This is a genomic window from Azospirillum baldaniorum, from assembly GCF_003119195.2.
GTDB lineage: Bacteria > Pseudomonadota > Alphaproteobacteria > Azospirillales > Azospirillaceae > Azospirillum > Azospirillum baldaniorum.
Genome location: NZ_CP022254.1, coordinates 923,517 through 945,111 on the forward strand (window position 1 = coordinate 923,517; position 21,595 = coordinate 945,111).

The window sequence follows — 21,595 nt, forward strand, 5'->3', positions numbered from 1 at the left end:
AGCGGGACCTTACATCCCGCCCGGATAGTTCGGCCCGCCGCCGCCCTCCGGGACGACCCAGTTGATGTTCTGGGTGGGGTCCTTGATGTCGCAGGTCTTGCAGTGCACGCAGTTCTGCGCGTTGATCTGCAGCCGCGGGTCGCTGCCGTCCGCCGCCCGCACGATCTCGTACACGCCCGCCGGGCAGTAGCGCGTCTCCGGCGCGTCGTAGAGCGCCAGATTGACCGCGATCGGCACCGCCGCGTCCTTCAGCGTCAGGTGCGCCGGCTGGTCCTCCTCGTGGTTGGTGTTCGACAGGTACACCGATGACAGCCGGTCGAACGACACCACGCCGTCCGGCTTGGGATAGGCGATCTTCGGCATCTCCGACGCCTTCTTCAGCGTCTCGTGGTCGCCGTGCCGGTGGTGCAGCGTCCACGGCGACTTGCCCTTGGTCGCCGTCTCGTAGGCCGCGTTGGCCAGACCCGCCCACAGGCCCTTCTGGAAGCCGGGGCGGATGTTGCGCACAGCAAACAGCTCCGCCCACACCCAGGACGCCTTCAGCTTCTCCGGGTAGGCCACCGCCTCGCGCGCCGGCGCCTCGGCCGACAGCAGTTCATGCACCGCCTCGGCCGCCAGCATGCCCGACTTCATGGCGGTGTGGTTGCCCTTGATCTTGGGCACGTTCAGGAAGCCCGCCGCGTCGCCGACGATCACCCCGCCGGGGAAGGTCAGCTTGGGGATCGACTGGAACCCGCCCTCCGACAGCGCCCGCGCGCCGTAGGCGATGCGCCGCCCGCCCTCGAAGGTCGGGCGGATCGCCGGGTGGGACTTGTAGCGCTGGAACTCCTCGAAGGGCGACAGGTGCGGGTTCTCGTAGTCGAGCCCGACCACGAAGCCGACCGACACCAGATTGCCCTCCATGTGGTAGAGCCAGGAGCCGCCGTAGGTCTTGGGGTCCATCGGCCAGCCGATGGTGTGGACGATCAGGCCGGGCTGGGATTTCTCCGGCGCAACCTCCCACAGCTCCTTGATGCCGATGCCGTAGGTCTGGGGATCGGCGTCGCGGCGCAGGTCGAAGCGCTCGAACAGCGTCTTGGTCAGCGAGCCGCGGCAGCCCTCGGCGAAGATGGTCTGCTTGGCGTGCAGCTCCATGCCCGGCGTGTAGTTGGCGGTCTTCTCGCCGTCCTTGCCGATGCCCATGTCGCCGGTGGCCACACCCTTGACGGCGCCCGTGTCGTCGTAGAGCACCTCCGCCGCGGCGAAGCCGGGGTAGATCTCCACACCCAGCTCCTCGGCCTGCCCGGCCATCCAGCGGGCGAGGTTGCCGAGGCTGATGATGTAGTTGCCGTGATTGTGCATCTGCGGCGGGGCGAAGGGCGACTTCAGCGCCTTGGTCTCGGTGAGGAAGAGGAAGCGGTCCTCGCGGGCCGGGGTGGTGAGCGGCGCGCCCTTCTCCTTCCAGTCGGGGATCAGCTCGTCGAGCGCGTGCGGCTCGAACACCGCGCCGGAGAGCAGGTGGGCGCCGACCTCCGAGCCCTTCTCGACGACGCAGACCGACAATTCCTGTCCGGCCTCATTGGCGAGCTGTTTCAGGCGGATGGCCGCGCTCAGGCCCGACGGGCCGGCTCCGACGACAAGGACGTCGTACTCCATCACCTCGCGCGGATCGCGATCCATGGTCCCCATGCCTCCCGGTTGATTGAAGCGCCGGGGCCATTTCCGCAGGGTCCGGCGGCTTTCGGAACGGCGTATGCCTTTCGCACCCGCCAAAAAGGATATCTAAGCCCATGTAAGACCACAGGAGCCGTGGTAAGGTCAAACGATGATTGACCAATCCGACATCCTCGCCGCCCTGCGCTGGCACGTCGACATCGGGTGCGACGAAGTGATCGGGGACGAGCCTTTGGACTGGGCGACGCTGGCCGCCCGGCCGGCGGTGGCGCGTGCGCCGGCCGGCGCGTCGACGCTGCCGCCCGCCGCGGCGCGCCCCGCCCCGGCGACGACGCCGCGGCCGGTATTCGGGGGGCCGGCGTTCGGTGGTCCCTCCGGCGCGTCGATGTTCGGTGCGCCCGTCACGGCGGACCTGCCGCTGGGCGCCAGCGAGGCCGGGGCGAGCGCCCGCGCCCGCGCCGCCGAGGCGCGCAGCCTGGAGGAGCTGGAGGCGGCGCTGCGCGCCTTCGACGGTTGCCCGCTGAAGGCGACGGCGATGAACACGGTCTTCGCCGACGGCAACCCCGCCGCGGACATCATGCTGATCGGCGAGGCGCCGGGCGAGGACGAGGACCGGCAGGGCAAGCCCTTCGTCGGGGTCAGCGGCAAGCTGCTCGACCGCATGCTGGCCCAGGTCGGCCTCGACCGCGGCGCGGTCTACATCAGCAACATCCTGCCCTGGCGTCCGCCCGGCAACCGGTCGCCGACCCAGGCGGAGATCGCCGCCTGCCTGCCCTTCCTGGAACGGCACGTCGAGCTGATCAAGCCGAAGGTTCTCGTGCCGCTGGGCGGCACCTCCGCCAAGACCTTGCTCAACCGGGCGGAGGGCATCACCCGCCTGCGCGGCCGCTGGTTCGACTACGCCTCCCCCGGCCTGTCCGGCCCGGTGCCGGTCCTGCCGATGCTTCACCCGGCCTATCTGCTGCGCAACCCCATCGCCAAGCGCGAGGCGTGGCGCGACCTGCTGACCCTGCGCCAGCGCTTTCCGGGCTGAGCCACCGCAATCGTCGTTTTTCCCCCACCCTAACCCTCCCCCGCTGCGCAGGGGAGGGGACTGCCGCCACTCTGCGTAAGGCACCCTCCCCTGCGCAGCGGGGAAGGGCCGGGGTGGGGGCAAACACCACAGCGATGGTTAACGCCACGCATTTCCTAAAATGTCCCGCTTATTGCGCTTATTCTTGCGCGGTCATTCGAACATTCGACATCCATAGACAATCCAAACATTACTCAAGTACTTCGAAAGATCGGAGTGGTTTACCAAGTCGCCGCTATGCCGTTGCGCCAAACGGCACAGAAAGACCCATGACCTTGCGCCAAAAGGGTCTTCCCACTGGGCTAGGGCCATTTTTCCGCCTCCACTAAGTCGCTGAAAACCCTTGCGAACAGACAACCTTGACCGCTGTTGGGGAATCATCTTCTTGCGATTTCCGTCCACTGCGGTTATTCGAATATCATGTTCCGGATATTGTGCAGCGCAGCAAACACCGTCTCGCTGCGGCGGAAGGTCCTGGGAATGGCGGGGGTGGCGCTGGCGCTGTGCGCGGCACCCGACCCGACGGGCGGCTATCGCCCGGCCCAGGCCGGCCTTGTGATCCACGCGCCGGATGGACGCCCCGTCGTCCCGCCGGGATTCGATCGTGCCGAGCAGAACCTGCTTCTGGCGACGGACGCCGACGCGCGCGCCGTCCAGCTGACGGAAGAGGACGCCCGCCACTACCGGCGCATCTTCGCGCTCCAGGACCGGGGCGAATGGGAAGGCGCCGACTGGGAAATCCGCCTGCTGCAGGACCGCCGCCTGATGGGCCATGTGCTGCGCCAGCGCTATCTGCACCCCGACCGCAAGGCCAGCTACGACGAGTTGGCCAACTGGCTCCACCGCTACGGCGACCTGCCGGGGGCCGAGCGCATCCACGCCCTGGCCCAGCGCCGCGCCCCCGCCGGCCAGCAGCGCGCCCTGAAGCCGCCGCGCGGCAGCGACGGGGAGCGGCTGACCGGATCGCTGGAGCGGCTGGGCGGCCTGCGCCCCGAACCGCTGCCGGAGACCGTCTCCGACGAGGACCAGTCCGACCCGGACAAGAGCGCCGAGGCGGCCGAGGACAAGGCCAAGCTCACCGTCGCCCCGCGCAGCCGCACCGCCAGCCGCACCAACCACACCACCCCGTCCCGCGTGACCGACTTGCTGCGTGCCGGCAAGCCGGGGGCGGCGCTCGCCCTGCTCAACCAGGACGACTTCGGGCGCAGCCTCGATTCGGTGCAGTATGACCAAGCGCGGGCGCGGATCGCCGCCTCGCTCTATTATTCCGGCGACGTGACGCAGGCGCTGTCGCTGGCCTCGGCCAGCGCCGCCCGCTCCGGCCCGGCGGTGACCGAGGCGCATTGGATCGCCGGCCTTGCCGCCTGGCGGCTGAAGCAGTACGACCGCGCCGCCCGCCACTTCACCAATCTGGCCGAGGCTGGACCGCGATCGCCCTGGCTGGCCTCCGCCGCCGATTTCTGGGCCGCCCGCGCCCACGCCCGCCGGGGCCGCGAGGAGCAGGCCCGCACCCATCTGGCCGCCGCGGCGCGCTACCCGCACACCTTCTATGGGCTTCTCGCCCACCGCAAGCTGGGCGGCTCGGGCGACCTGAACTGGCGCACGCCGGAGCTGACCGGGGACCATCTGAAGGCGCTGTCCGCCCTGCCCGGTGGCACCCGCGCCATCGCCCTGATCCAGGCCGGCCAGCGCGAGGCTGCCGAGCTGGAACTGCGCCGCATCCACCCGCGCGGCGACGCGCTGGCCGAGCAGGCGCTGGTGGCGCTGGCCGACCGCGCCGGGCTGCCGGGGCTGGCGCTCCAGGTCGGCAACGCGGTGGCCGGTCCGGACGGCGCGCCCTACACGGCGGCCCTCTACCCGGTGCCGCACTGGAAGCCGCGCGACGGCTTCGCCGTGGACCGCGCGCTGGTCTTCGCGGTGATGCGGCAGGAATCGCGCTTCGACCCGAAGCTGGTCAGCTCCGCCGGGGCCACCGGCCTGATGCAGATCATGCCGGCCACCGCCCAGCATGTGCAGGAGCGCAACGCCGACATCGGCGAGGCCGACGCCGGCCGCACGGGCCTGTTCGACCCCTCCACCAACATGGAGCTTGGGCAGCGCTACATGGCGGAGCTTCTGAACAGCCAGGACATCGGCAACAACCTGTTCCTGCTGGCCGCCGCCTACAACGCCGGCCCCGGCACGCTGGCGCGCTGGCGCCGCGATCTGTCGGACATCGGTGACGACCCGCTGCTCTTCATCGAGAGCCTGCCCTACGCCGAGACGCGGAACTACGTCGAGAAGGTCGTCGCCAACTTCTGGATCTACCGGCTGCGGCTGGGGCAGGAAATCGAATCGCTGGACGCCGTTGCGGCGGGCGGCTGGCCGGTCTATATGCCGGTGGATGTCTTCCCGGCGGCCCGGTCCACCCAGGTCGCGCAACACGGCGAAGCCCCCTGACCGAAGCCCCGCCATGCCGAAGATCGACGAATCGCGCCCGTTCCTGCCCGTCAACATCGCGGTCATGACCGTGTCCGACACGCGCACGCCCGCCGACGACCGCTCGGGCGACGCGCTGGCGGAGCGGCTGGCCGGCGCCGGCCACCGGCTGGGCGCCCGCGCCATCGTGAAGGACGACGTCGCCGCCATCCGCGCCCAGGTCCAGGCCTGGATCGCCGATCCGGAGATCGACGTGGTGCTGACCACCGGCGGCACCGGCGTGACCGGCCGCGACGTGACGCCGGAGGCGGTGGAGGCCCTGTTCGACAAGGCGATCCCCGGCTTCGGGGAGCTGTTCCGTCAGCTCAGCTACGCCAAGGTCGGCACCTCGACGATCCAGAGCCGGGCGACCGGCGGCGTCGCCAACGGCACCTACATCTTCGCCCTGCCGGGTTCGCCCAGCGCCTGCCGCGACGCCTGGGACGACATCCTGGTCTTCCAGCTCGACAACCGGCACCGCCCCTGCAACCTCGTCGAACTGATGCCGCGCCTGCGCGAGCATCAGGTGTGACCGACACAGCCGGCCTGCACGGCGCCCTGACGCGGCTGCCGGCCTTCGCCGGTTTGCCGCAAGGCGCGCTGGAACCGATGCCGCGCCGCGGCGTGGCGCACGACCATGTGCGGCTGTCGGGAAAGGGCTTGGTCGCCCGCGTCCCGCGCTGGAGCCAGCTCGGGCTCGACCCCTTCGCCAATCTGGAACAGCAGGCCACCGCCTTCCGCCGCGCCGCGCCCGGCGGACACACGCCGGAGCTGGCCGCCGTCCTGCCGCCGGGGCCGGAGCTGCCCATGGGCGCGCTTGTGGTGACGGAAATCGTCGGCCGCCCGCCGCGCCTGCCGGGCGACATGCCGGCCATCGCGCGGGCGCTCGCCGCCCTGCACGCGCTGCCCCTGCCCCCGGACGGCGAGCGTGCCCCCCTGCCCGCCCCCGCCGACCCGGTGGCGGCGACCCTGGCCCAGGTGGAGCGGCAGGCGGTGTGGTTCGAGCGCGCCGGGCTGGCGCCGAACGCCCTCGCCCTGCTGGAGCGGGAACTCGACGACGCCCGCGCCTTCCGCTGCGCGGCGCCGGTCCCCATCACGCTGGTCGGCAGCGACGTCCACCCCGGCAACTTCCTGATCGACGACGCCGGCAAGGCGTGGTTCACCGATCTGGAGAAGGCCCAGTACGGCCACCCGGCCATCGACCTCGCCCACGCCAGCCTCTACACCTCCACCATGTGGGAGAGGGAGGTCGCGGCGGTGCTGGCCCCGGACGAGGTCACGGCGTTCCACGAAGCCTGGGAGGCGGCGGTGCCGCCCGCGCTGGCCGAGGCGGTGCGCTTGTGGCGCCAGCCCTTGCGCCGGCTGACCTGGCTGCGCACCTTGTCCTGGATGGCCCGCTGGCGGGTGGAAGGGTCGGCCCTGTCGCCGGACATGCCGGACTCGCTGGCGGCCCACATGGACGCCCACGCGGTCGACGTCCTCCGCCCGGAGATCATCGGGCGGGTCGCCGCCGAATGGCGGTAGCGCCGGGCGGCATCAAGACCGACCGGCGGTCGAGACATGCGATGGTTCGGGCCGCAGCGCGGTTAACCCTTGCCAGCGGTTGGTGTTAGACTGAGGAATCGAGTTTCAGGCTTTCCTGATCCGGACTCCGTAAGGCGTGCAGGTGGACGCGGCATGATGACATTCCGATTTGGGCGGACCCGGTTGGGTCGGACGGCGCTCGGTGCCTTGCTCCTTTCCACGGCGGGCCTCCTGCCGGCCGGCAACGCCGTCGCCGCGGCCCCGGCGGCGACGGAGCGCCCGTCGCTGACCTCGGCGACCGGCAGCTATCTGGCCGGGCGCTTCGCCCAGCGCCAGGACGATTGGGCCGCCGCCGCCCTGTTCATGGCGCACGCCCTGTCCGCCGACCCCGGCGACCTGACGCTGCTGCGCCGCACCTACCTGCTGAAGCTGGGCGAAGGGCAGTTCGACGCCGCCATCGACCTCGCCAAGCGGCTGCTGGAGCAGGACAACGACCCGCAGATGGCCATCGCCCTGCTGGCCTCCGACAATCTGGCCCGCGGCAAGCTGAAGGAAGCCAAGGCCATGGCCGCGCGCATGCCCAAGGAAGGCATGGCGAAATACATCGGCCCGCTGATCGACGCTTGGCTGGCCGCCGCGGAGGGCAAGACCGACGCGGCGCTGAAGGCGCTGGAGCCGCTCTCCACCGCCAGCGGCTTCGCCGCCCTGCACGACCTGCACGCCGGTCTGCTGCTGGAGCTGGGCGGGCGCAAGGACGCCGCCGCGGAGCGCTTCGCCCGCGTGCTCGACAAGGAGGCGCCGCTGCGCGTCATCCAGATCGTCGGCAGCTTCTACGAGCGCACCGGCCGCAAGGACGAGGCGCGCAAGCTCTACGAGTCCTTCCGCGCCGGCAATCCCGACAGCCTGATGGTCGAGCCGGCGCTGAAGGCGCTGGACGAGGGCAAGGCCGCCGCCCCGGTGGTGTCCGACGCCAAGCAGGGGCTGGCGGAGGCCCTGTTCGATCTGGGCAGCGCCATCCATCACGAGGGGGCGGAGGAAACCGCCCTGCTGTTCGGACGGATCGCCCTTCATCTGCGCCCCGACCTGTCCCTGGCGCGGCTGATGATCGGCGACATCATGGAGAACCGCGACCACCACGCCGACGCGCTGGTCGAGTTCCAGGCGCTGGAGAAGGACCCGGTGCTGGGCTGGACCGCCCGGCTGCGCGCCGCCGAGAGCCTCGCCCGGCTGGAGCGCACCGACGACGCCATCGCCGCCTTCTCCTCCCTGTCCGCCGAGCGTCCGGAGCGCACCGACGCGCTGATCCGGCTGGGCGACCTGTACCGCGTCGCCAAGCGCTACGGCGAGGCCGCCGACAGCTACAGCAAGGCGCTGGAACGCATCGGCACGCCGGAGGAGCGGCATTGGGCGGTGCTCTACGCCCGCGCCATGTCCTACGACAAGGTGGATCGCTGGCCGGACGCCGAACGCGACCTGCGGGCGGCGCTGGCGCTGAAGCCGGACGAGGCCTTCCTGCTGAACTATCTGGGCTACAGCTACGTCGACCGCGGGCTGAACCTGGAAGAGGCCAAGACAATGATCGAGAAGGCCGTCGCCCTGCGCCCCAAGGACGGCTACATCGTCGACAGCCTGGGCTGGGCGCTCTACCGCACCGGCGATTTCGAAGGGGCGGTGGAGAAGCTGGAGCGCGCGGTGGAACTGAAGCCGACCGACGCCACCATCAACGACCATCTGGGCGACGCCTACTGGCGCGTCGGACGCCGCAACGAGGCCCGCTTCCAGTGGACCCGCGCGCTCCGCACCGCGGAGGAGGAGCCGCAGAAGGAGGACATCCGGGCCAAGCTGGACAAGGGCCTGATCGACCCCAAGGCCGCCGAGGCCGCTCCGGCGAAGGTTCAGTAAGCCGCGCCTGCATAGGCTCTGGCGCTCGCCACACCCATGCCGCATAAAGCCCTTCTTCCCCCTGCCGGGAAGAAGGGCTTTTCGTTTCGGGGGACCCGACCATGAGCGCCATCGCCGAGGCCGCGCCGGCCAAGCTGAACCTCTATCTGCATGTGGTGGGCCGCCGGGACGACGGCTATCACGAGTTGGACAGCCTTGTCGCCTTCGCCGACGTGGCGGACCGCGTGACGGTGCAGCCGGGCGTCGCGCGGATCGCGCTGCGCGGGGTGGACCTGCCGCCGGTCGGGCCGCGGCTGGCCATCTCCGGCCCCTTCGGCCCGGCTCTGATGGGGGAGAACCCGGCGCACAACCTCGTCATCCGCGCCGCCCACGCGCTGGCCGCCCGGCTTGGACGCGAGGCCGACGCCATGATCGCGCTGGAGAAGGTGCTGCCCGTCGCCTCCGGGATCGGCGGCGGATCGGCGGACGCCGCGGCGACGCTGCGCGCCCTGGCCCGGCTGTGGGACGTGCCGGTGACCGACCGGCGGGTCTACGAGGTCGCGGCCTCGCTGGGCGCCGATGTGCCGGTCTGCGTCGCCGGGCGGAGTTGCTATTTCGGCGGCGTGGGAGAGGTGCTGGAGGAGGCGCCGGCCCTGCCGGAAACCTTTGCGGTTCTGGTCAACCCCGGCGTGCCGGTGCCGACACCCGCTGTGTTCAAGGCCCGCAAGGACACCGTCAAGAGCATCTTCTCGGCACCGACCCGCTTCACCGAGGCGCCGGCCGACGCCGCGACGCTGGCCGCGCTGCTGAAGGAGCGGCGCAACGACCTGACCGAACCGGCGCTGACCGTCGCCCCGGTGATCGCCGACGCGCTGGCGGCCCTGGAGGGCACGGACGGCTGTCTGCTGGCCCGCCTGTCGGGCAGCGGAGCGACCTGCTTCGGCCTTTATGCCGATGCGGCGGCGGCGGGCGCGGCCGCCCGGTCGATCCAGGCGGCGCAGCCGCGCTGGTGGGCGAAGTCCGCGCGGCTCCTGCCGACCCCGGCAGACGCGCCGCCGCTGCCCAAGGGACTGGTGGCGCCATCCGCGGTCACCACCGCCCCAGCGCCGCCGGTCCCCTTCCCGGACACCGGCGGCTGGGGCGTCGGCTGACCCTCATGCGGGCCGTCGCATTAAGACGCCGTTCGCCGCCACGTTGCGGTCATTACCCCCGCCCCGATAAGCATGGCTCCCCCTGTTCGATTGAAAATCCGTCGGATCGAGGGGCGCTGCACCGCTCGTCCCGCCGCCGAGGCCAGAAGTGCGTACAACGTGGCGTTCAGGGTCGCCAACACCAGGAAGGTGGCTTCCATGATCAGTATTTGTGGCAAGAGCGGCTGAGTGGAATCGACAAACTGCGGCAGAAAGGCAACGAAGAAGACGATGCTTTTGGGGTTCAGCGCCGTCACGGCATAGGTATGAAGGGCCATACGGAAGGGTGACACGGCAGGAGCCGGCTCGGTTGATGTGGCCTCGACAACCGGGGCGCGCCACAACTTGAGGCCGAGATACACGAGGTAGGCCGCCCCAATCCATTTCAATGCGGTGAAGAGCAGGGACGAGGCGGCCAGCACCACACCCAAACCCAGCATGGATGCGGTCATGGCGGTGAAGTCGCCGAGCGCAACGCCGACGACGGTGGCGAGCCCCGAACGCCGGCCCTGACCAAGCGCATAGGATACCACAAGCAGGATCGTGGGGCCCGGGATGATCAACAACACCGCGGATGCCGCGGTAAAGGCAAGCCAAGCTTCTATCGGCATCATCATCTCCCTCTGGACAGCCCACGACTGATCCACGAATCTGGCCGGCTTACAATCTCAGATTTTCCCAGGAACAGTCTGACCTCCTCATCCTCGACAACCCGCCCGGCCACAAGGTGACCGGGGGGCGCGAGGGAGTCGAGGCGCGCGGCGCCCAGATCCTCGACCCGCCGACCTACAGCCCCCACCACGATCCCATCGAGCCAGCTTTCGCCAAGCTCAAGGCTCTGCTGCGCAAGGCCGCCGAGCGGACGCGCGACGGCTTCTGGAACGCCGGCTATGCAACCGGATCGAAAAACCGCTTTAGCAACCACCGCCGCGGGTCATCGCGCCACCCAGCATGGCGCCGCCCAGCGTGCCGGCGGCCGTCGCCGCCAGCTTGCCGTCGCCACGCCCGAACTGCGAGCCGACCAGCCCGCCGACCGCGGCCCCGCCCAGCACGCCGATCAGGTCGCCATCGAGCGGCCCGCATTCCACGACCTGCGGCGCCGCGCGGACCACGCGCGGGCGCTGCTGGACGATCACCGGCGGCGGCTCCTCGATGTAGACGGGGGCCGGGGCGTAATGCACGACCGGCGGTTCCTCATAGACCACAACCGGCGGAGGGCGGCGGACGATCACCACACGCCCGTCGCCATAGCCGCCGTCGATGTAGCCATGCTCGTAATAGCGGGCACGCTCATGGCGCTCACGGTCATGGCGTTCGCGCTCATGATGGCGCTCCTGCTTGGCGCGCCAGCCATGGGCCGGAGCCCAGTCCGGCGGATCGGCGAGGACCGGGGACACCCCCGCGCCCAGGGCCGCCACACCGGCCAGCAGCGCGACGGCGAGGGATTTGGGGGTGAAGCGGATGTGCGTCATGATGGCTCCAGGGTACGTCTCACCCGAATGAACATCCGGGGCTGGAGTCTTCATCCACCCGACAGCCGTGAAGCGCGTGACAATTTTGGGGGCGCGCGAATGAGGTACCTCGCCCCACCCCTCCCCCGCGTCGCGGGGGAAGGTCAAGGAGGGGGGCAAGAGCAACCTCACCCCACCGCCGGCAGCCGATCCAGGAACTTGTCGAGCGTGATCGGGTAGTCGCGCACCCGCAGGCCCGTCGCGTTGTGGACCGCGTTGGCGACCGCCGCGCCCACACCGCACAGCCCCAGCTCGCCCACCCCCTTGGCCTTCATCGGCGAGGAGATCGGGTCGGTCTCGTCGAGGAAGATCACCTCCTGGTGCGGGATGTCGGCGTGGACCGGTACCTCGTAGCCGGCGAGGTCGTGGTTGACGAAGAAGCCCGTGCGCTTGTCGAGCGCCAGCTCCTCCATCAGCGCGGCGCCAACGCCCATGGTCATCGCGCCGATCACCTGACTGCGCGCCGACTTCGGGTTCAGGATGCGGCCCGCCGCGCAGACCGCCAGCATCCGCCGCACGCGGATCTCGCCGGTCGCCGCGTCCACCGCCGCCTCCACGTAATGGGCACCGAAGGTCGACTGCTGGTATTTCTTGTCGAGGTCGCCGTATTCGATGCCGTCCTCGGCGGACAGGCCGTTGGCGCCCGCCGCTTCGGCCAACGGAACCCTGCGGTTGCCGGCGACGACCTGCCCGTCAACGAACTGCGCGTCGGCGGAGTTGACGCCGAGCCGTTGCGCCACCGCCTCGCGCAGCTTCACGCAGGCGGCGTAGACCCCGGCGGTGGCGTTGTTGGCGCCCCATTGGCCGCCCGATCCGGCGGACACCGGGAAGCTCGAATCGCCGAGCCGCACCGCCACCTTGTCCAGCCCGACCCCCATCATCTCCGCCGCGGTCTGGGCGATGATGGTGTAGCTGCCGGTGCCGATGTCGGTCATGTCGGTCTCGACCGTGACGATCCCGCGCTGGTCCAGCCGCACCCGCGCCGCCGATTTGGTCAGCAGGTTGTTGCGGAAGGCCGCCGCCATCCCCAGCCCGACCAGCCAGCGTCCGTCGCGCACCTGCCCCGGCTTCGGGTTGCGCTTGGCCCAGCCGAAGCGCTCCGCCCCCAGGCGCAGGCATTGCACGAGCTGGCGCTGCGAGAAGGCCCGGTTGGGATCGGCGGGGTCGGTCTGGGTGTCGTTGCGGATGCGGAATTCAACCGGGTCCATGCCCAGCGTCTCCGCCATCTCGTCCATGGCGACCTCCAGCGCCATCATCCCCGACGCCTCGCCCGGCGCCCGCATGGCGTTGCCTTCGGGCAGGTCGAGCGTGGCGATGCGGTTGCCGATCAGGCGGTTCGCGCCGGCGTAGAGCAGCCGCGTCTGGTCGGTCGCCGTCTCCTCCGAGCCGCCGGGCAGGTTGCCCGACCAGCTTTCATGGGCGATGGCGGTGATCGTGCCGTCCGGCGTGGCGCCGATGCGGACGCGCTGGATGGTGGCGGGGCGGTGCGTGGTGTTGTTCATCATCAACGGCCGCGACAGCCCCACCTTGACCGGCCGCCCGGCCTCCCGCGCGCCCAGAGCCGCCAGCAGCGCGTCGGCGCGCAGGAACAGCTTCCCGCCGAAGCCGCCGCCGATGAAGGGGGAGATGACGCGCACCTTGTCCTTCGGCATCTTCAGCGTCGCCGACAGGTCGGTCACCATCCAGTCGATCATCTGGTTGGAGGTCCAGACGGTCAGCCGGTCGCCCTCCCAGGCGGCGATGGTCGCGTGCGGCTCCATCATCGCGTGGCTTTCGTCCGGCGTGGTGTAGGTCTCGTCGAGTTTCACCGGAGCCGCCGCGAAGGCGCCCGCGAAATCACCCACGACGGAATCGCCGTCCTTGGTCTTCTCCGCCTTGTCCTTGGCCGCGGCCAGATCATAGGCGCCGTCCGCGGGGGTGTAGTCGATGCGGACGAGCCCCGCCGCGGTGCGCGCCTGCTCGAAGGTTTCCGCCACCACCAGGGCGACGGCCTGCTGGTAATGCTCGATCTCCGGCCCGCCGAGCAGGGTCGCGGTGTTGCGCTTGCCCTTGTCGAGGGAGCCGGCGTTCTCCGCCGTGACGATGGCGACGACGCCGGGGGCCTTCCGCGCCGCCTCCAGATCCATGGACGCGATGCGGCCCTTGGCGATGCCCGAGCCGATGACCCAGCCATAGGCGACGTTCGGCGCCACGTCGTGCCATTCATAGGCGTAGGTGGCCTTTCCCGTCGTCTTCAGCGGTCCGTCGATGCGGTCGGTCGGCTTGCCCACCACCTTCAGCTGGTCGATCGGGTTGGTGGTCGCGGGAGTGTCGAACTTCATGTCTCACCCTTTCGCTTCGGCCAGCACCGAGGCGAGCGTCCGCTCGACCAGGGTCAGCTTGAATGCGTTGTCGTGCGTCGGCTTCGCATCGGCCAGCAGCCTAGCGGTGACCGCCTTGGCGCCGCGCGGCATCTCGGCCTCGGCGGCCTCGACGCGCCATGGCTTGTGCGCCACGCCGCCCAGCGCCACCCGGCCGCTGCCGTCGCGCTGCACCACCGCCGCGACGGAGACGAGCGCGAAGGCGTAGGACGCGCGGTCGCGCACCTTGCGGTAGACGTGGGTGCCGCCGACCGGCTTGGGCAGCGTCACCGCGGTGATGAGTTCGCCGGGAACCAGCGCCGTCTCGATGTGCGGCGTGTCGCCGGGCAGCCGGTGGAACTCTGCGATGGGGATTTTCCGCGTCGTCCCGTCGGCCCGCACCGTTTCCACCGTGGCGTCCAGCGCGCGCATGGCGACGGCCATGTCGCTGGGGTGGGTGGCGATGCAGGCGTCGCTCGATCCGACCACGGCGAGCTGCCGGCTGTAGCCGCCGATGGCGGCGCAGCCGCTGCCCGGCTGGCGTTTGTTGCAGGGCTGGTTGGTGTCGTAGAAGTAGGGGCAGCGCGTGCGCTGGAGCAGGTTGCCCGCCGTCGTCGCCTTGTTGCGCAGCTGGCCCGACGCCCCGGCGAGCAGGGCCCGCGACAGCACGCCGTAGTCGCGCCGCACCCGCGGGTCGGCGGCCAGCGCCGTGTTGCGCACCAGCGCGCCGATGCGCAGCCCACCGTCCGGCGTCGCCTCCACGGTGTCGAGCTTCAGCCCGTTGACGTCGATCAGATGGGCCGGCGTCTCGATCTCCAGCTTCATCAGGTCGAGCAGGTTGGTGCCGCCCGCGATGAATTTGGCGCCGGGCCGGCGCTCGACGGCCGCCGCCGCGGCGGCGGGGGAATCCGCCCGCTCGTAGGTGAAGGGTCTCATGCCTCCCTCCGTGCGACGTCCGAGATCGCATCGACGATGTTGGAATAGGCGCCGCAGCGACAGATGTTGCCGCTCATCCGCTCCCGGTACTCATCGACCGTAGCCTGGGGCGCGGCGTTGAGGTCGGCGGTGACGTGGCTGGGCACACCGGCCTTGATCTCGTCCAGCATCGCCACCGCCGAACAGATCTGGCCCGGCGTGCAGTAGCCGCACTGGTATCCGTCATGCTCGACGAAGGCGGCCTGCATGGGGTGCAGCTTGCCGGGCAGGCCCAGCCCCTCGATGGTGGTGACGCTGCCGCCCTCGTGCATCACGGCGAGCGACAGGCAGGAATTGATCCGCTGCCCGTCCACGATGACCGTGCAGGCGCCGCACTGGCCGTGGTCGCAGCCCTTCTTGGTGCCGGTGAGGTGCAGATGCTCGCGCAGCGCGTCGAGCAGCGTCGTCCGCGTGTCGAGTTCAAGGTCGCGGCGCTGCCCGTTCACGGTGAAGGTGACCTTGGACAGGACGGGCGACAGGGACGGTGAGTCGGCTCCGGTCGCGGGGGGTGGCATGGCGGTCTCTCCAACGGTGGCCGCCCGCGCCGGCGCCCGGAACGGCGCCGCCGTCAGCGCGGCGGTGGCGGCGGTCCCAAGCAGGAGGCCGCGCCGCGTCATGTCGAGGTCGCCGGAATGGTGCATCGGTGAAATCCTCTTCCCTTCCTGGCTGTAATCCCGGCCCCGCGGGGCGGGGCGCAGGCGTGCGGACGGCTCATCCGCTTGTGCGGATGGGGAAAAGCTAGGCCGTGCCGCTCCGGCGATTACCCGCCGGTCTGCGATAAGGCTTATGAAACGGGTCAATGGAACGCAGCGGCCTTGCGGATGGTTGAACCGGGTTTGCCCGGCGCCCCTTTGCGCCGCCGTCTTTCATCCACCCGCCTTGATCCGCTTGCGACGCACCGACATGATTGGCCCAGGCGGGAGAGTGTCGCTCCCGCGGGCAAAGGGCCGGGCAAAGGAAGGTGAGCGTTGGATCTGCGTCAGTTGCGGTATTTCATCGGCATCGTCGATGAAGGCTCCTTCACGGCCGCGGCTCAGAAGCTGAACGTCGCCCAACCGGCCCTCAGCCACAACATCCGCAATCTGGAGGCGGGCCTCGGGGTCAAGCTGCTGACCCGCGGCGTCCATGGGGTCAAGCCGACCGCCGCCGGCACCCGGCTGTACGAGCATGCGGAGATCATCCTGCGCCACGTCGCCCAGGCGACCGAGCAGGTGCGGAACTGCTCGGGCACGCCGAGCGGGCTGGTGACCGTCGGCTTCACCTCCTCGGTGGCGCTGGTGGCGGCGGTTCCCCTGGTGCAGGCGGTCCGCGCCGAACTGCCGCAGGTGTCGCTGCGGGTGGTCGAGTCCTTCAGCGGGACGATCCTGGAATGGCTGAACGACGACCGGCTGGATTTCGGCTGCATCTACGACGTGACGCGGTCGCGCACCCTGCTGGCCGAATCGCTGGTGCGCGAGGATCTCTACCTGATCGGACCGCCGGGCGGAGAGGACGGCGCCATCGCCTTCGACGAGCTGGCCGGAAAGGACCTGATCCTGCCGAGCCGCCCGCACAATCTGCGCGACCGCATCGAACGGGTGGCGCGCGAGACCTGCACGATCGTCACCGTGGCGGTGGAGATCAACGGGCTCCCCCAGATCAAGGCGCTGGTCGCCAAGGGGGTGGGCTATTCGGTCCTGCCGATCTCGGCGGTGATGGAGGAATGGCGGACGGGCCAGGTCTCCGCCCGGCTGATCGTGTCGCCGTCGCTGCGCCGCTCGGTCCATCTCTGCCGGCCCCGCGGCGCCCCGGTGACCGAGGCCGCGGCGGCGGTGCGCGAGACCTTCCTGCGGGTGGTGCGCGATCTGGTCGGCGGCGGCGACTGGCCCGGCACCCTGCTGCTGGACGAGGAAGCGGCGGCGTCCTAGCGCACGGCCGAAGACATAGGATTCACACCGTGCCGGCAGCGGACCGCCGACGCTCCGGGTACCAGGATGTGAACTTGATCGCGCCGACGAGAGCCAGCACGGTCGCGACGATGCCGAAGCGAGGCGGCAGATCGGGCCGGTAGAGCAGGACGAGGTCCGCGATCACCAGCACGAGGAACGCCAGAGCCCACACGCCCGTGATCACGTAGTTGGTGTGGATGAAGCGCGGGCTGTCCCAGAATTCGTGGGCAACCTGCTCGCGCGCGTACTGCAGCGTGAAGGGGCGCCGCAGCGCGATGGAGATTAGCACGATCAGCAGGAGCCCGGCATCGACGAGCAGCCGGACCCCCATGACGGACCCCCCCATGACGGACCGGGTCGGTCCGCCTGCCACGGCGTAGAGCGCCAACCCACCGAACAGCAGCACCGTGCCGACTTCGAGGATCTTCGGTGTCCTGCCGGGACTCATCCAGTCGCGCAGCAGCATGGTGGCTGAAACGAGGGCACCGGCGATGAGTCCCTCCACCGGTCCCACCAGTCGGTCGAGGACGGCGAAGGCGATGAAGGGCGCGAAGGCCAGGAGAATTCCCATCACGTCTCCTTTCCAGCCGAGGGGTCGGCCCATCGGAAGGCTGCGGACGCTGAAAGAGACACGCCGACGAGGCTGAACCGTCGCATCGACGACGACAAGTGGGCTGCCCGCATAGGTGGATGGGAATTACGAGTATGACTGCCCTAACCAAGTAACCTTCGTCGCCACCGTTATCCAAATCATTGGTTTTCCGGACACCACCAGCGTATCGGACGGTTCGCCAACTTCCGTGGCATGTTCCCTGTCTGGCCCTTGTCGGACTGCGCGAGTTCATCGACAGGCAGGCCAAGCTGATAGCGGCGAAGCCGGAGCCCTATATTCTGGGCGAGCACCTCGGGACCGAGTGACCACCGGCCGGCACCTGCATGCCCGGCCGACCGTTCAGCCCGCTATCTCGGAATGTGATCGATCGAGGGTCGTAGAATGAAGCGCAACAAGGCCCTACGGGAACACGCGATACCGGTTGAAGGGACCACGTCCTTTCAATGTGGCTCGGCCCACGGGGTGACCCGAATTGCGGCGCCTGCGCGCCCGGACTGGTTGCGCGGCGAAGGGGAAATGAGACGCCGCATCCGGGAGCATGACTGGAGCGCGACGCCGCTTGGCCCCCTGGAGCGGTGGCCGCTCTCGCTGCGCAATGCGCTGACCGTGGTTCTCGATCAACCTCTTCCGATGGCCCTGGCCTGGGGGCCGGATCTTCTGACGTTCCCCAACGATGCCTATCGTCCCTTGCTCGGCAACAAGCCCGACACCCTCGGCCGGCCATTTCTGGAGGTCTGGGAGGAGGTGCGCGACATCACGGAGCCTCAGATTGCTCAGGCCCTGGCTGGCAATCCACTTTCTTTTGAGAACGCCCGATTTCTGCTCCCGCGCGGGGACCAGACCGAGGAGGCATTTTTCGACTACTCGTTCAGCCCAGTACGCGACGAAACTGGCGCGGTCTCAGGCCTGATCAACACGGCCATTGAGACGACCGCGCGGGTCCTTGCCGAACGTGAACGGGCCAAGGACCTCGACGCCATGACCCGTTTGCACAAGATCGGCGCGATGTTCGTGCGTAAAGGCGACATCGCTCCGGTCCTTGCCGAGATCGTGGATGCGGCCATCGCCATCGCCGATGCCGATATGGGCAACATCCAATTGCTCGCGCCCGCGACCGGGGAGTTGCGGATTGTCGCGCATCGGGGCTTCCCGCAATGGTGGCTCGACTTCTGGGACACCGTCGCGCGCGGTCAGGGTGTTTGCGGTACGGCGCTCGAACGTGGAGAGCGCGTCATCATCGAGAACGTCGAAACGAGCCCCATCTTCATTGACACCCCCGCATTGGACATCCAACTCCGAGCCGGTGTCCGAGCGGTGCAGTCCACGCCTTTGATCAGCCGCTCGGGACAGAAAGTGGGGATGTTCTCCACGCATTATCGGACACCACGACGACCCGATGAACGGTCCCTTCAGTTGCTGGATCTGCTTGCCCGCCAGGCTGCCGACATCATCGAGCGGCAAGCCGCCGAGATCGCCCTGCGCGAGAGCGAGGAAAAATACCGCTCTCTGTTCGAATCGATGGATCAGGGTTATGCGGAGTGCGAGCTGATCCGCGATCCCGATAGTCGCGCCACCGATCTTCGGTACATCGAGTTGAATCCTGCATACGAGCGTCTGACCGGCATTCCCGTGGCTGAGGTGCTGGGCCGGACGGTGCGTGAGGTCATCCCAAATTTCGACGACTGGTGGATCGCGACATACGATCGCATCGTCCGAGACGGTCGCCCCGAGCGGGTCGAAAACCAAGTGGCCACGCTCGGCCGATGGTACGAGGCGCATGTCTACCCACGGCGCGGCCGGCGGTTCACGGTTCTTTACGAGGACATCACCGAGAGGAAAGAAGCGGCCGAGCGGATGAAGGTCCTTGTCGCGGAACTCCAGCACCGTACCCGGAACCTTCTGACGGTCGTCTCCGTCGTAGCGGAGCGCACCAAGACGGTCAGCAGCACCCTGGAAGATTTCTGGGAACGCTTGGAATTGCGCTTGGAAGCTCTGGGGCGCAGCCAGGCGCTGCTGTCGCGCAGCGGGCCAGGCGTGAACCTGAGTGACTTGGTGCGCCTGGAGTTGGCGGCGCACGGGGCGGACTCGGAAGCCGGGGTACACGCGGAGGGCCCGGAGATCTGGTTGCAACCGAACCAGGTGCAGATGCTCGGGCTGGCGTTGCATGAGTTGATGACCAACGCGCTGAAGCACGGAGCGTTGACGTCGTCCGGCGGGCGCTTGTCCATCACCTGGGGCAAGCACGACGACGAGCGGATCTGGCTGCTTTGGGAGGAGACGCCGGCGTCACCGCCGCGCTCGCCGCCGGGTCGACGCGGCTTCGGACGGGAGCTGATCGAGGAGGTCTTGCCCTACGACCTGGACGCCAAGACCCGGCTGGAGATCGGCCCGGACGGCGTTCGCTGCGCCATCGAACTGCCGCACTTCTGATCGGAGGCGCTCAGTCCTGCTCCGGGACGCCGCGCTTCGGAAGGAGGATGCGGGTCTCCTCGATCAGGTTCCGAGTTTCCAGGACGGTCGCTACGGCGCGCGAATAGGCATCGCTGAGAACCGCGGGCGAGGGGGCGGGCTGCGCCGGCCGGCCGGAGAGCGCGGCCTTGAGGCAGGCTAGAAGCTTCGTGTCGCGAAACGGCTTGCTGATGTGGTGCACCGTCGTCCAGGGTTCCGGGATGGCGCTCGCGGCAAAGCCGGTGACGAATATCATTGGCACGCAGCGCGCCCGCAACGCCTCGGCGAGCGGGTAGACGAGATCGCCGCGCAGGTCGATATCGAGCACCGCGGCCCCAAGGCCGTCGCCCTCGGACGTGAGCAGGTCGAAGCCAGCCTTCAACGTGGAAGCCGGCCCGACGGGAACGCACTCTGCCGTCTCCAGCGCGCGTGTGATCTTGCCGGCGATCAGGCCGCGGTCCTCGACCACCAGGACGCGCAGCCCCTTCAGCACAACGGCCATTCCGCTGCCTCCCTGCCGCTTCATAGATTCCCTGGACCGACATCAGCCGACAGGCACACATGATGCGGCACTGCCTTCAACAAGCGAACCGGCCAATCTGATCACTTCCGTGTCGTGCCCCCTATTGGCGTTTGTGGAAAGCCCATAGGCTGACAGCGGCGCTTAAACGCCAACAGGTCTTCCAGGCAGACGCATCCGCAACCCGCCACCGGTTTGCAGAAGCGCCCTGGCGCCTTGGCCTCATAGCGCTTCGTTATGCGATGCATGCCCCATCTGTATTGGATCGGGGCCGGTCCGGCTGTTTACCATCGCGGCCACGGACGATTGGCCCTGGCCCACAGCGGAGGCTTTGCACGATGACTTCACCTCTGGCTGGACCTCTGTCGGGACTTCTGATCGTCTCGCTGGAGCAGGCGGTGGCGGCACCGCTCTGCACGTCGCGCCTCGCCGACGCCGGGGCACGGGTGATCAAGATCGAACGGCCGGAGGGCGACTTCGCCCGCGGCTACGACGCCGTGGTCCACGGGCAGAGTTCCTATTTCGTCTGGCTCAACCGCGGCAAGGAATCCGTCGTCCTCGACATCAAGACGCCCGAGGACGCCGAGCTGCTGGAGCGGCTGATCGCCCGCGCCGACGTCTTCGTGCAGAATCTGGCGCCGGGCGCGGCGGAGCGGGCCGGATTCGGCTCGGACGCCCTGCGGAGGCGCCATCCCCGGCTGATCACCTGCGACATCTCCGGCTACGGCGACGACGGCCCCTACCGCGACATGAAGGCCTACGACCTGCTGGTGCAGAGCGAGACCGGGCTGGCCTCCATCACCGGATCGCCGGACCAGCCGGGGCGCGTCGGCGTGTCGGTGGCCGACATCGCCTGCGGCATGAACGCCTACACCGGCGTCCTCCAGGCATTGCTGGAGCGCGAGCGCAGCGGCGAGGGGTCGGCGGTGGCCGTGTCCCTGTTCGATTCGCTGGCGGAGTGGATGATGGTGCCGCTGATGCACCACGACCATGGCGGCAAGGCGCCGGGTCGGGTCGGGCTGATGCACCCGAGCATCGCCCCCTATTCCGCCTTTGCCCTGGCCGATGGCCGGCAGGTGGTGTTGTCGATCCAGAACGAGCGCGAATGGGTGGCCTTCTGCGCCGACGTTCTGCTGCGGCCGGAGTTGGCGACCGACGAGCGCTTCGCGACCAACACCCGCCGCGTCGCCAACCGCCCGGAGCTGGACGCGCTCGTCGCCGCCATCTTCCGGACCATGGACCACGCCGAGGCGGTGCGCCGCCTGAACCGCGCGCGCACCGCCTTCGGCTCGCTGAACGAGGTGGCCGACCTGTCCACCCACGCGCAGCTGCGCCGCGTGACCACCGAGACGCCGGGCGGACCGGTCGACGTGGTGGCGCCGCCGGTGCAGGTGCGCGGCCGACCCTACGCCTCCGGCGCCGTTCCGGCGCTGGGCCAGCACACCGACGCCGTCCGGCGTGAAATCTTCAAACAATAAGGGGGG

Annotated in this window: 17 protein-coding genes and 1 pseudogene; 10 read left to right on the forward strand and 8 right to left on the reverse strand. The window is 69.4% G+C overall.

What is annotated here, in order from left to right; all coding sequences use genetic code 11:
- Positions 1-9 precede the first annotated feature (9 nt).
- Positions 10-1,659, reverse strand: coding sequence for an electron transfer flavoprotein-ubiquinone oxidoreductase (locus Sp245p_RS18635; RefSeq protein ID WP_014197699.1), 1,650 nt, complete (start codon positions 1,657-1,659; stop codon positions 10-12).
- A 145-nt stretch (positions 1,660-1,804) separates the two neighbouring features.
- On the opposite strand from Sp245p_RS18635, the gene Sp245p_RS18640 reads away from it, so the two are divergent.
- The 6 genes from Sp245p_RS18640 (at position 1,805) to Sp245p_RS18665 (ending at position 9,738) form a co-directional block, all read left to right on the forward strand.
- A complete protein-coding gene (locus tag Sp245p_RS18640) occupies positions 1,805-2,686 on the forward strand; it encodes a uracil-DNA glycosylase (protein WP_014197700.1) in 882 nt (293 codons plus the stop codon).
- 519 nt (positions 2,687-3,205) lie between these two features.
- Positions 3,206-5,164 (forward strand): lytic transglycosylase domain-containing protein, encoded by a 1,959-nt coding sequence (locus Sp245p_RS18645; protein WP_014197701.1) that lies wholly within the window; start codon positions 3,206-3,208, stop codon positions 5,162-5,164.
- 13 nt (positions 5,165-5,177) lie between these two features.
- The gene (gene moaB, locus Sp245p_RS18650) at positions 5,178-5,714 is read left to right on the forward strand and encodes a molybdenum cofactor biosynthesis protein B (RefSeq protein WP_014197702.1); all 537 of its coding nucleotides are present in this window, start codon (positions 5,178-5,180) and stop codon (positions 5,712-5,714) included.
- Positions 5,711-6,706: a phosphotransferase gene (locus tag Sp245p_RS18655; protein WP_014197703.1), complete on the forward strand. Its 996-nt coding sequence runs from the start codon at positions 5,711-5,713 to the stop codon at positions 6,704-6,706. Before moaB ends, Sp245p_RS18655 begins: the two co-directional genes overlap by 4 nt.
- Positions 6,707-6,913: 207 nt before the next feature.
- Positions 6,914-8,608, forward strand: a complete 1,695-nt coding sequence (locus Sp245p_RS18660; protein ID WP_244948020.1) for a tetratricopeptide repeat protein — start codon at positions 6,914-6,916, stop codon at positions 8,606-8,608.
- 101 nt (positions 8,609-8,709) lie between these two features.
- A complete protein-coding gene (locus Sp245p_RS18665; RefSeq protein WP_014197704.1) occupies positions 8,710-9,738 on the forward strand; it encodes a 4-(cytidine 5'-diphospho)-2-C-methyl-D-erythritol kinase in 1,029 nt (342 codons plus the stop codon).
- Positions 9,739-9,758: 20 nt separating this feature from the next.
- Here Sp245p_RS18665 and Sp245p_RS18670 read toward each other — a convergent pair whose 3' ends face one another.
- On the reverse strand, positions 9,759-10,388 hold the full coding sequence (locus Sp245p_RS18670) for a LysE family translocator (protein WP_014197705.1): 630 nt from the start codon (positions 10,386-10,388) through the stop codon (positions 9,759-9,761).
- A gap of 71 nt (positions 10,389-10,459) precedes the next feature.
- On the opposite strand from Sp245p_RS18670, the pseudogene Sp245p_RS18675 reads away from it, so the two are divergent.
- A pseudogene (locus tag Sp245p_RS18675) lies at positions 10,460-10,663 on the forward strand (transposase); the annotation flags it as partial.
- A 28-nt stretch (positions 10,664-10,691) separates the two neighbouring features.
- Here the strand turns inward: Sp245p_RS18675 and Sp245p_RS18680 are convergent.
- The 4 genes from Sp245p_RS18680 to paoA all read right to left on the reverse strand — a co-directional run bounded on the left by Sp245p_RS18680 (position 10,692) and on the right by paoA (position 15,243).
- Entirely contained in the window at positions 10,692-11,249 is a 558-nt protein-coding gene (locus tag Sp245p_RS18680; protein ID WP_014197707.1) for a glycine zipper 2TM domain-containing protein, read from the reverse strand.
- 167 nt (positions 11,250-11,416) lie between these two features.
- Positions 11,417-13,609 (reverse strand): aldehyde oxidoreductase molybdenum-binding subunit PaoC, encoded by a 2,193-nt coding sequence (gene paoC, locus Sp245p_RS18685; RefSeq protein WP_109138749.1) that lies wholly within the window; start codon positions 13,607-13,609, stop codon positions 11,417-11,419.
- 3 nt (positions 13,610-13,612) lie between these two features.
- The gene (locus Sp245p_RS18690) at positions 13,613-14,563 is read right to left on the reverse strand and encodes an FAD binding domain-containing protein (protein WP_014197709.1); all 951 of its coding nucleotides are present in this window, start codon (positions 14,561-14,563) and stop codon (positions 13,613-13,615) included.
- The gene (gene paoA, locus Sp245p_RS18695; protein ID WP_014197710.1) at positions 14,560-15,243 is read right to left on the reverse strand and encodes an aldehyde dehydrogenase iron-sulfur subunit PaoA; all 684 of its coding nucleotides are present in this window, start codon (positions 15,241-15,243) and stop codon (positions 14,560-14,562) included. The genes Sp245p_RS18690 and paoA overlap by 4 nt, the downstream gene beginning before the upstream one ends.
- 327 nt (positions 15,244-15,570) lie before the next feature.
- On the opposite strand from paoA, the gene Sp245p_RS18700 reads away from it, so the two are divergent.
- Entirely contained in the window at positions 15,571-16,509 is a 939-nt protein-coding gene (locus Sp245p_RS18700) for a LysR family transcriptional regulator (RefSeq protein ID WP_014197711.1), read from the forward strand.
- Positions 16,510-16,531: 22 nt separating this feature from the next.
- Here Sp245p_RS18700 and Sp245p_RS18705 read toward each other — a convergent pair whose 3' ends face one another.
- The gene (locus Sp245p_RS18705) at positions 16,532-17,101 is read right to left on the reverse strand and encodes a DUF3159 domain-containing protein (RefSeq protein WP_014197712.1); all 570 of its coding nucleotides are present in this window, start codon (positions 17,099-17,101) and stop codon (positions 16,532-16,534) included.
- A 423-nt stretch (positions 17,102-17,524) separates the two neighbouring features.
- Between Sp245p_RS18705 and Sp245p_RS18710 the strand changes: the two genes are divergently transcribed.
- Positions 17,525-19,573, forward strand: coding sequence for a PAS domain-containing sensor histidine kinase (locus Sp245p_RS18710; protein WP_109138750.1), 2,049 nt, complete (start codon positions 17,525-17,527; stop codon positions 19,571-19,573).
- A gap of 10 nt (positions 19,574-19,583) precedes the next feature.
- Here Sp245p_RS18710 and Sp245p_RS18715 read toward each other — a convergent pair whose 3' ends face one another.
- Complete coding sequence (locus Sp245p_RS18715; protein ID WP_014197714.1) at positions 19,584-20,093, reverse strand: response regulator; 510 nt, start codon at positions 20,091-20,093, stop codon at positions 19,584-19,586.
- A 356-nt stretch (positions 20,094-20,449) separates the two neighbouring features.
- Here Sp245p_RS18715 and Sp245p_RS18720 point away from each other — a divergent pair, with 356 nt between their 5' ends.
- A complete protein-coding gene (locus tag Sp245p_RS18720) occupies positions 20,450-21,589 on the forward strand; it encodes a CaiB/BaiF CoA transferase family protein (RefSeq protein ID WP_014197715.1) in 1,140 nt (379 codons plus the stop codon).
- The last annotated feature ends 6 nt before the right edge of the window (positions 21,590-21,595 follow it).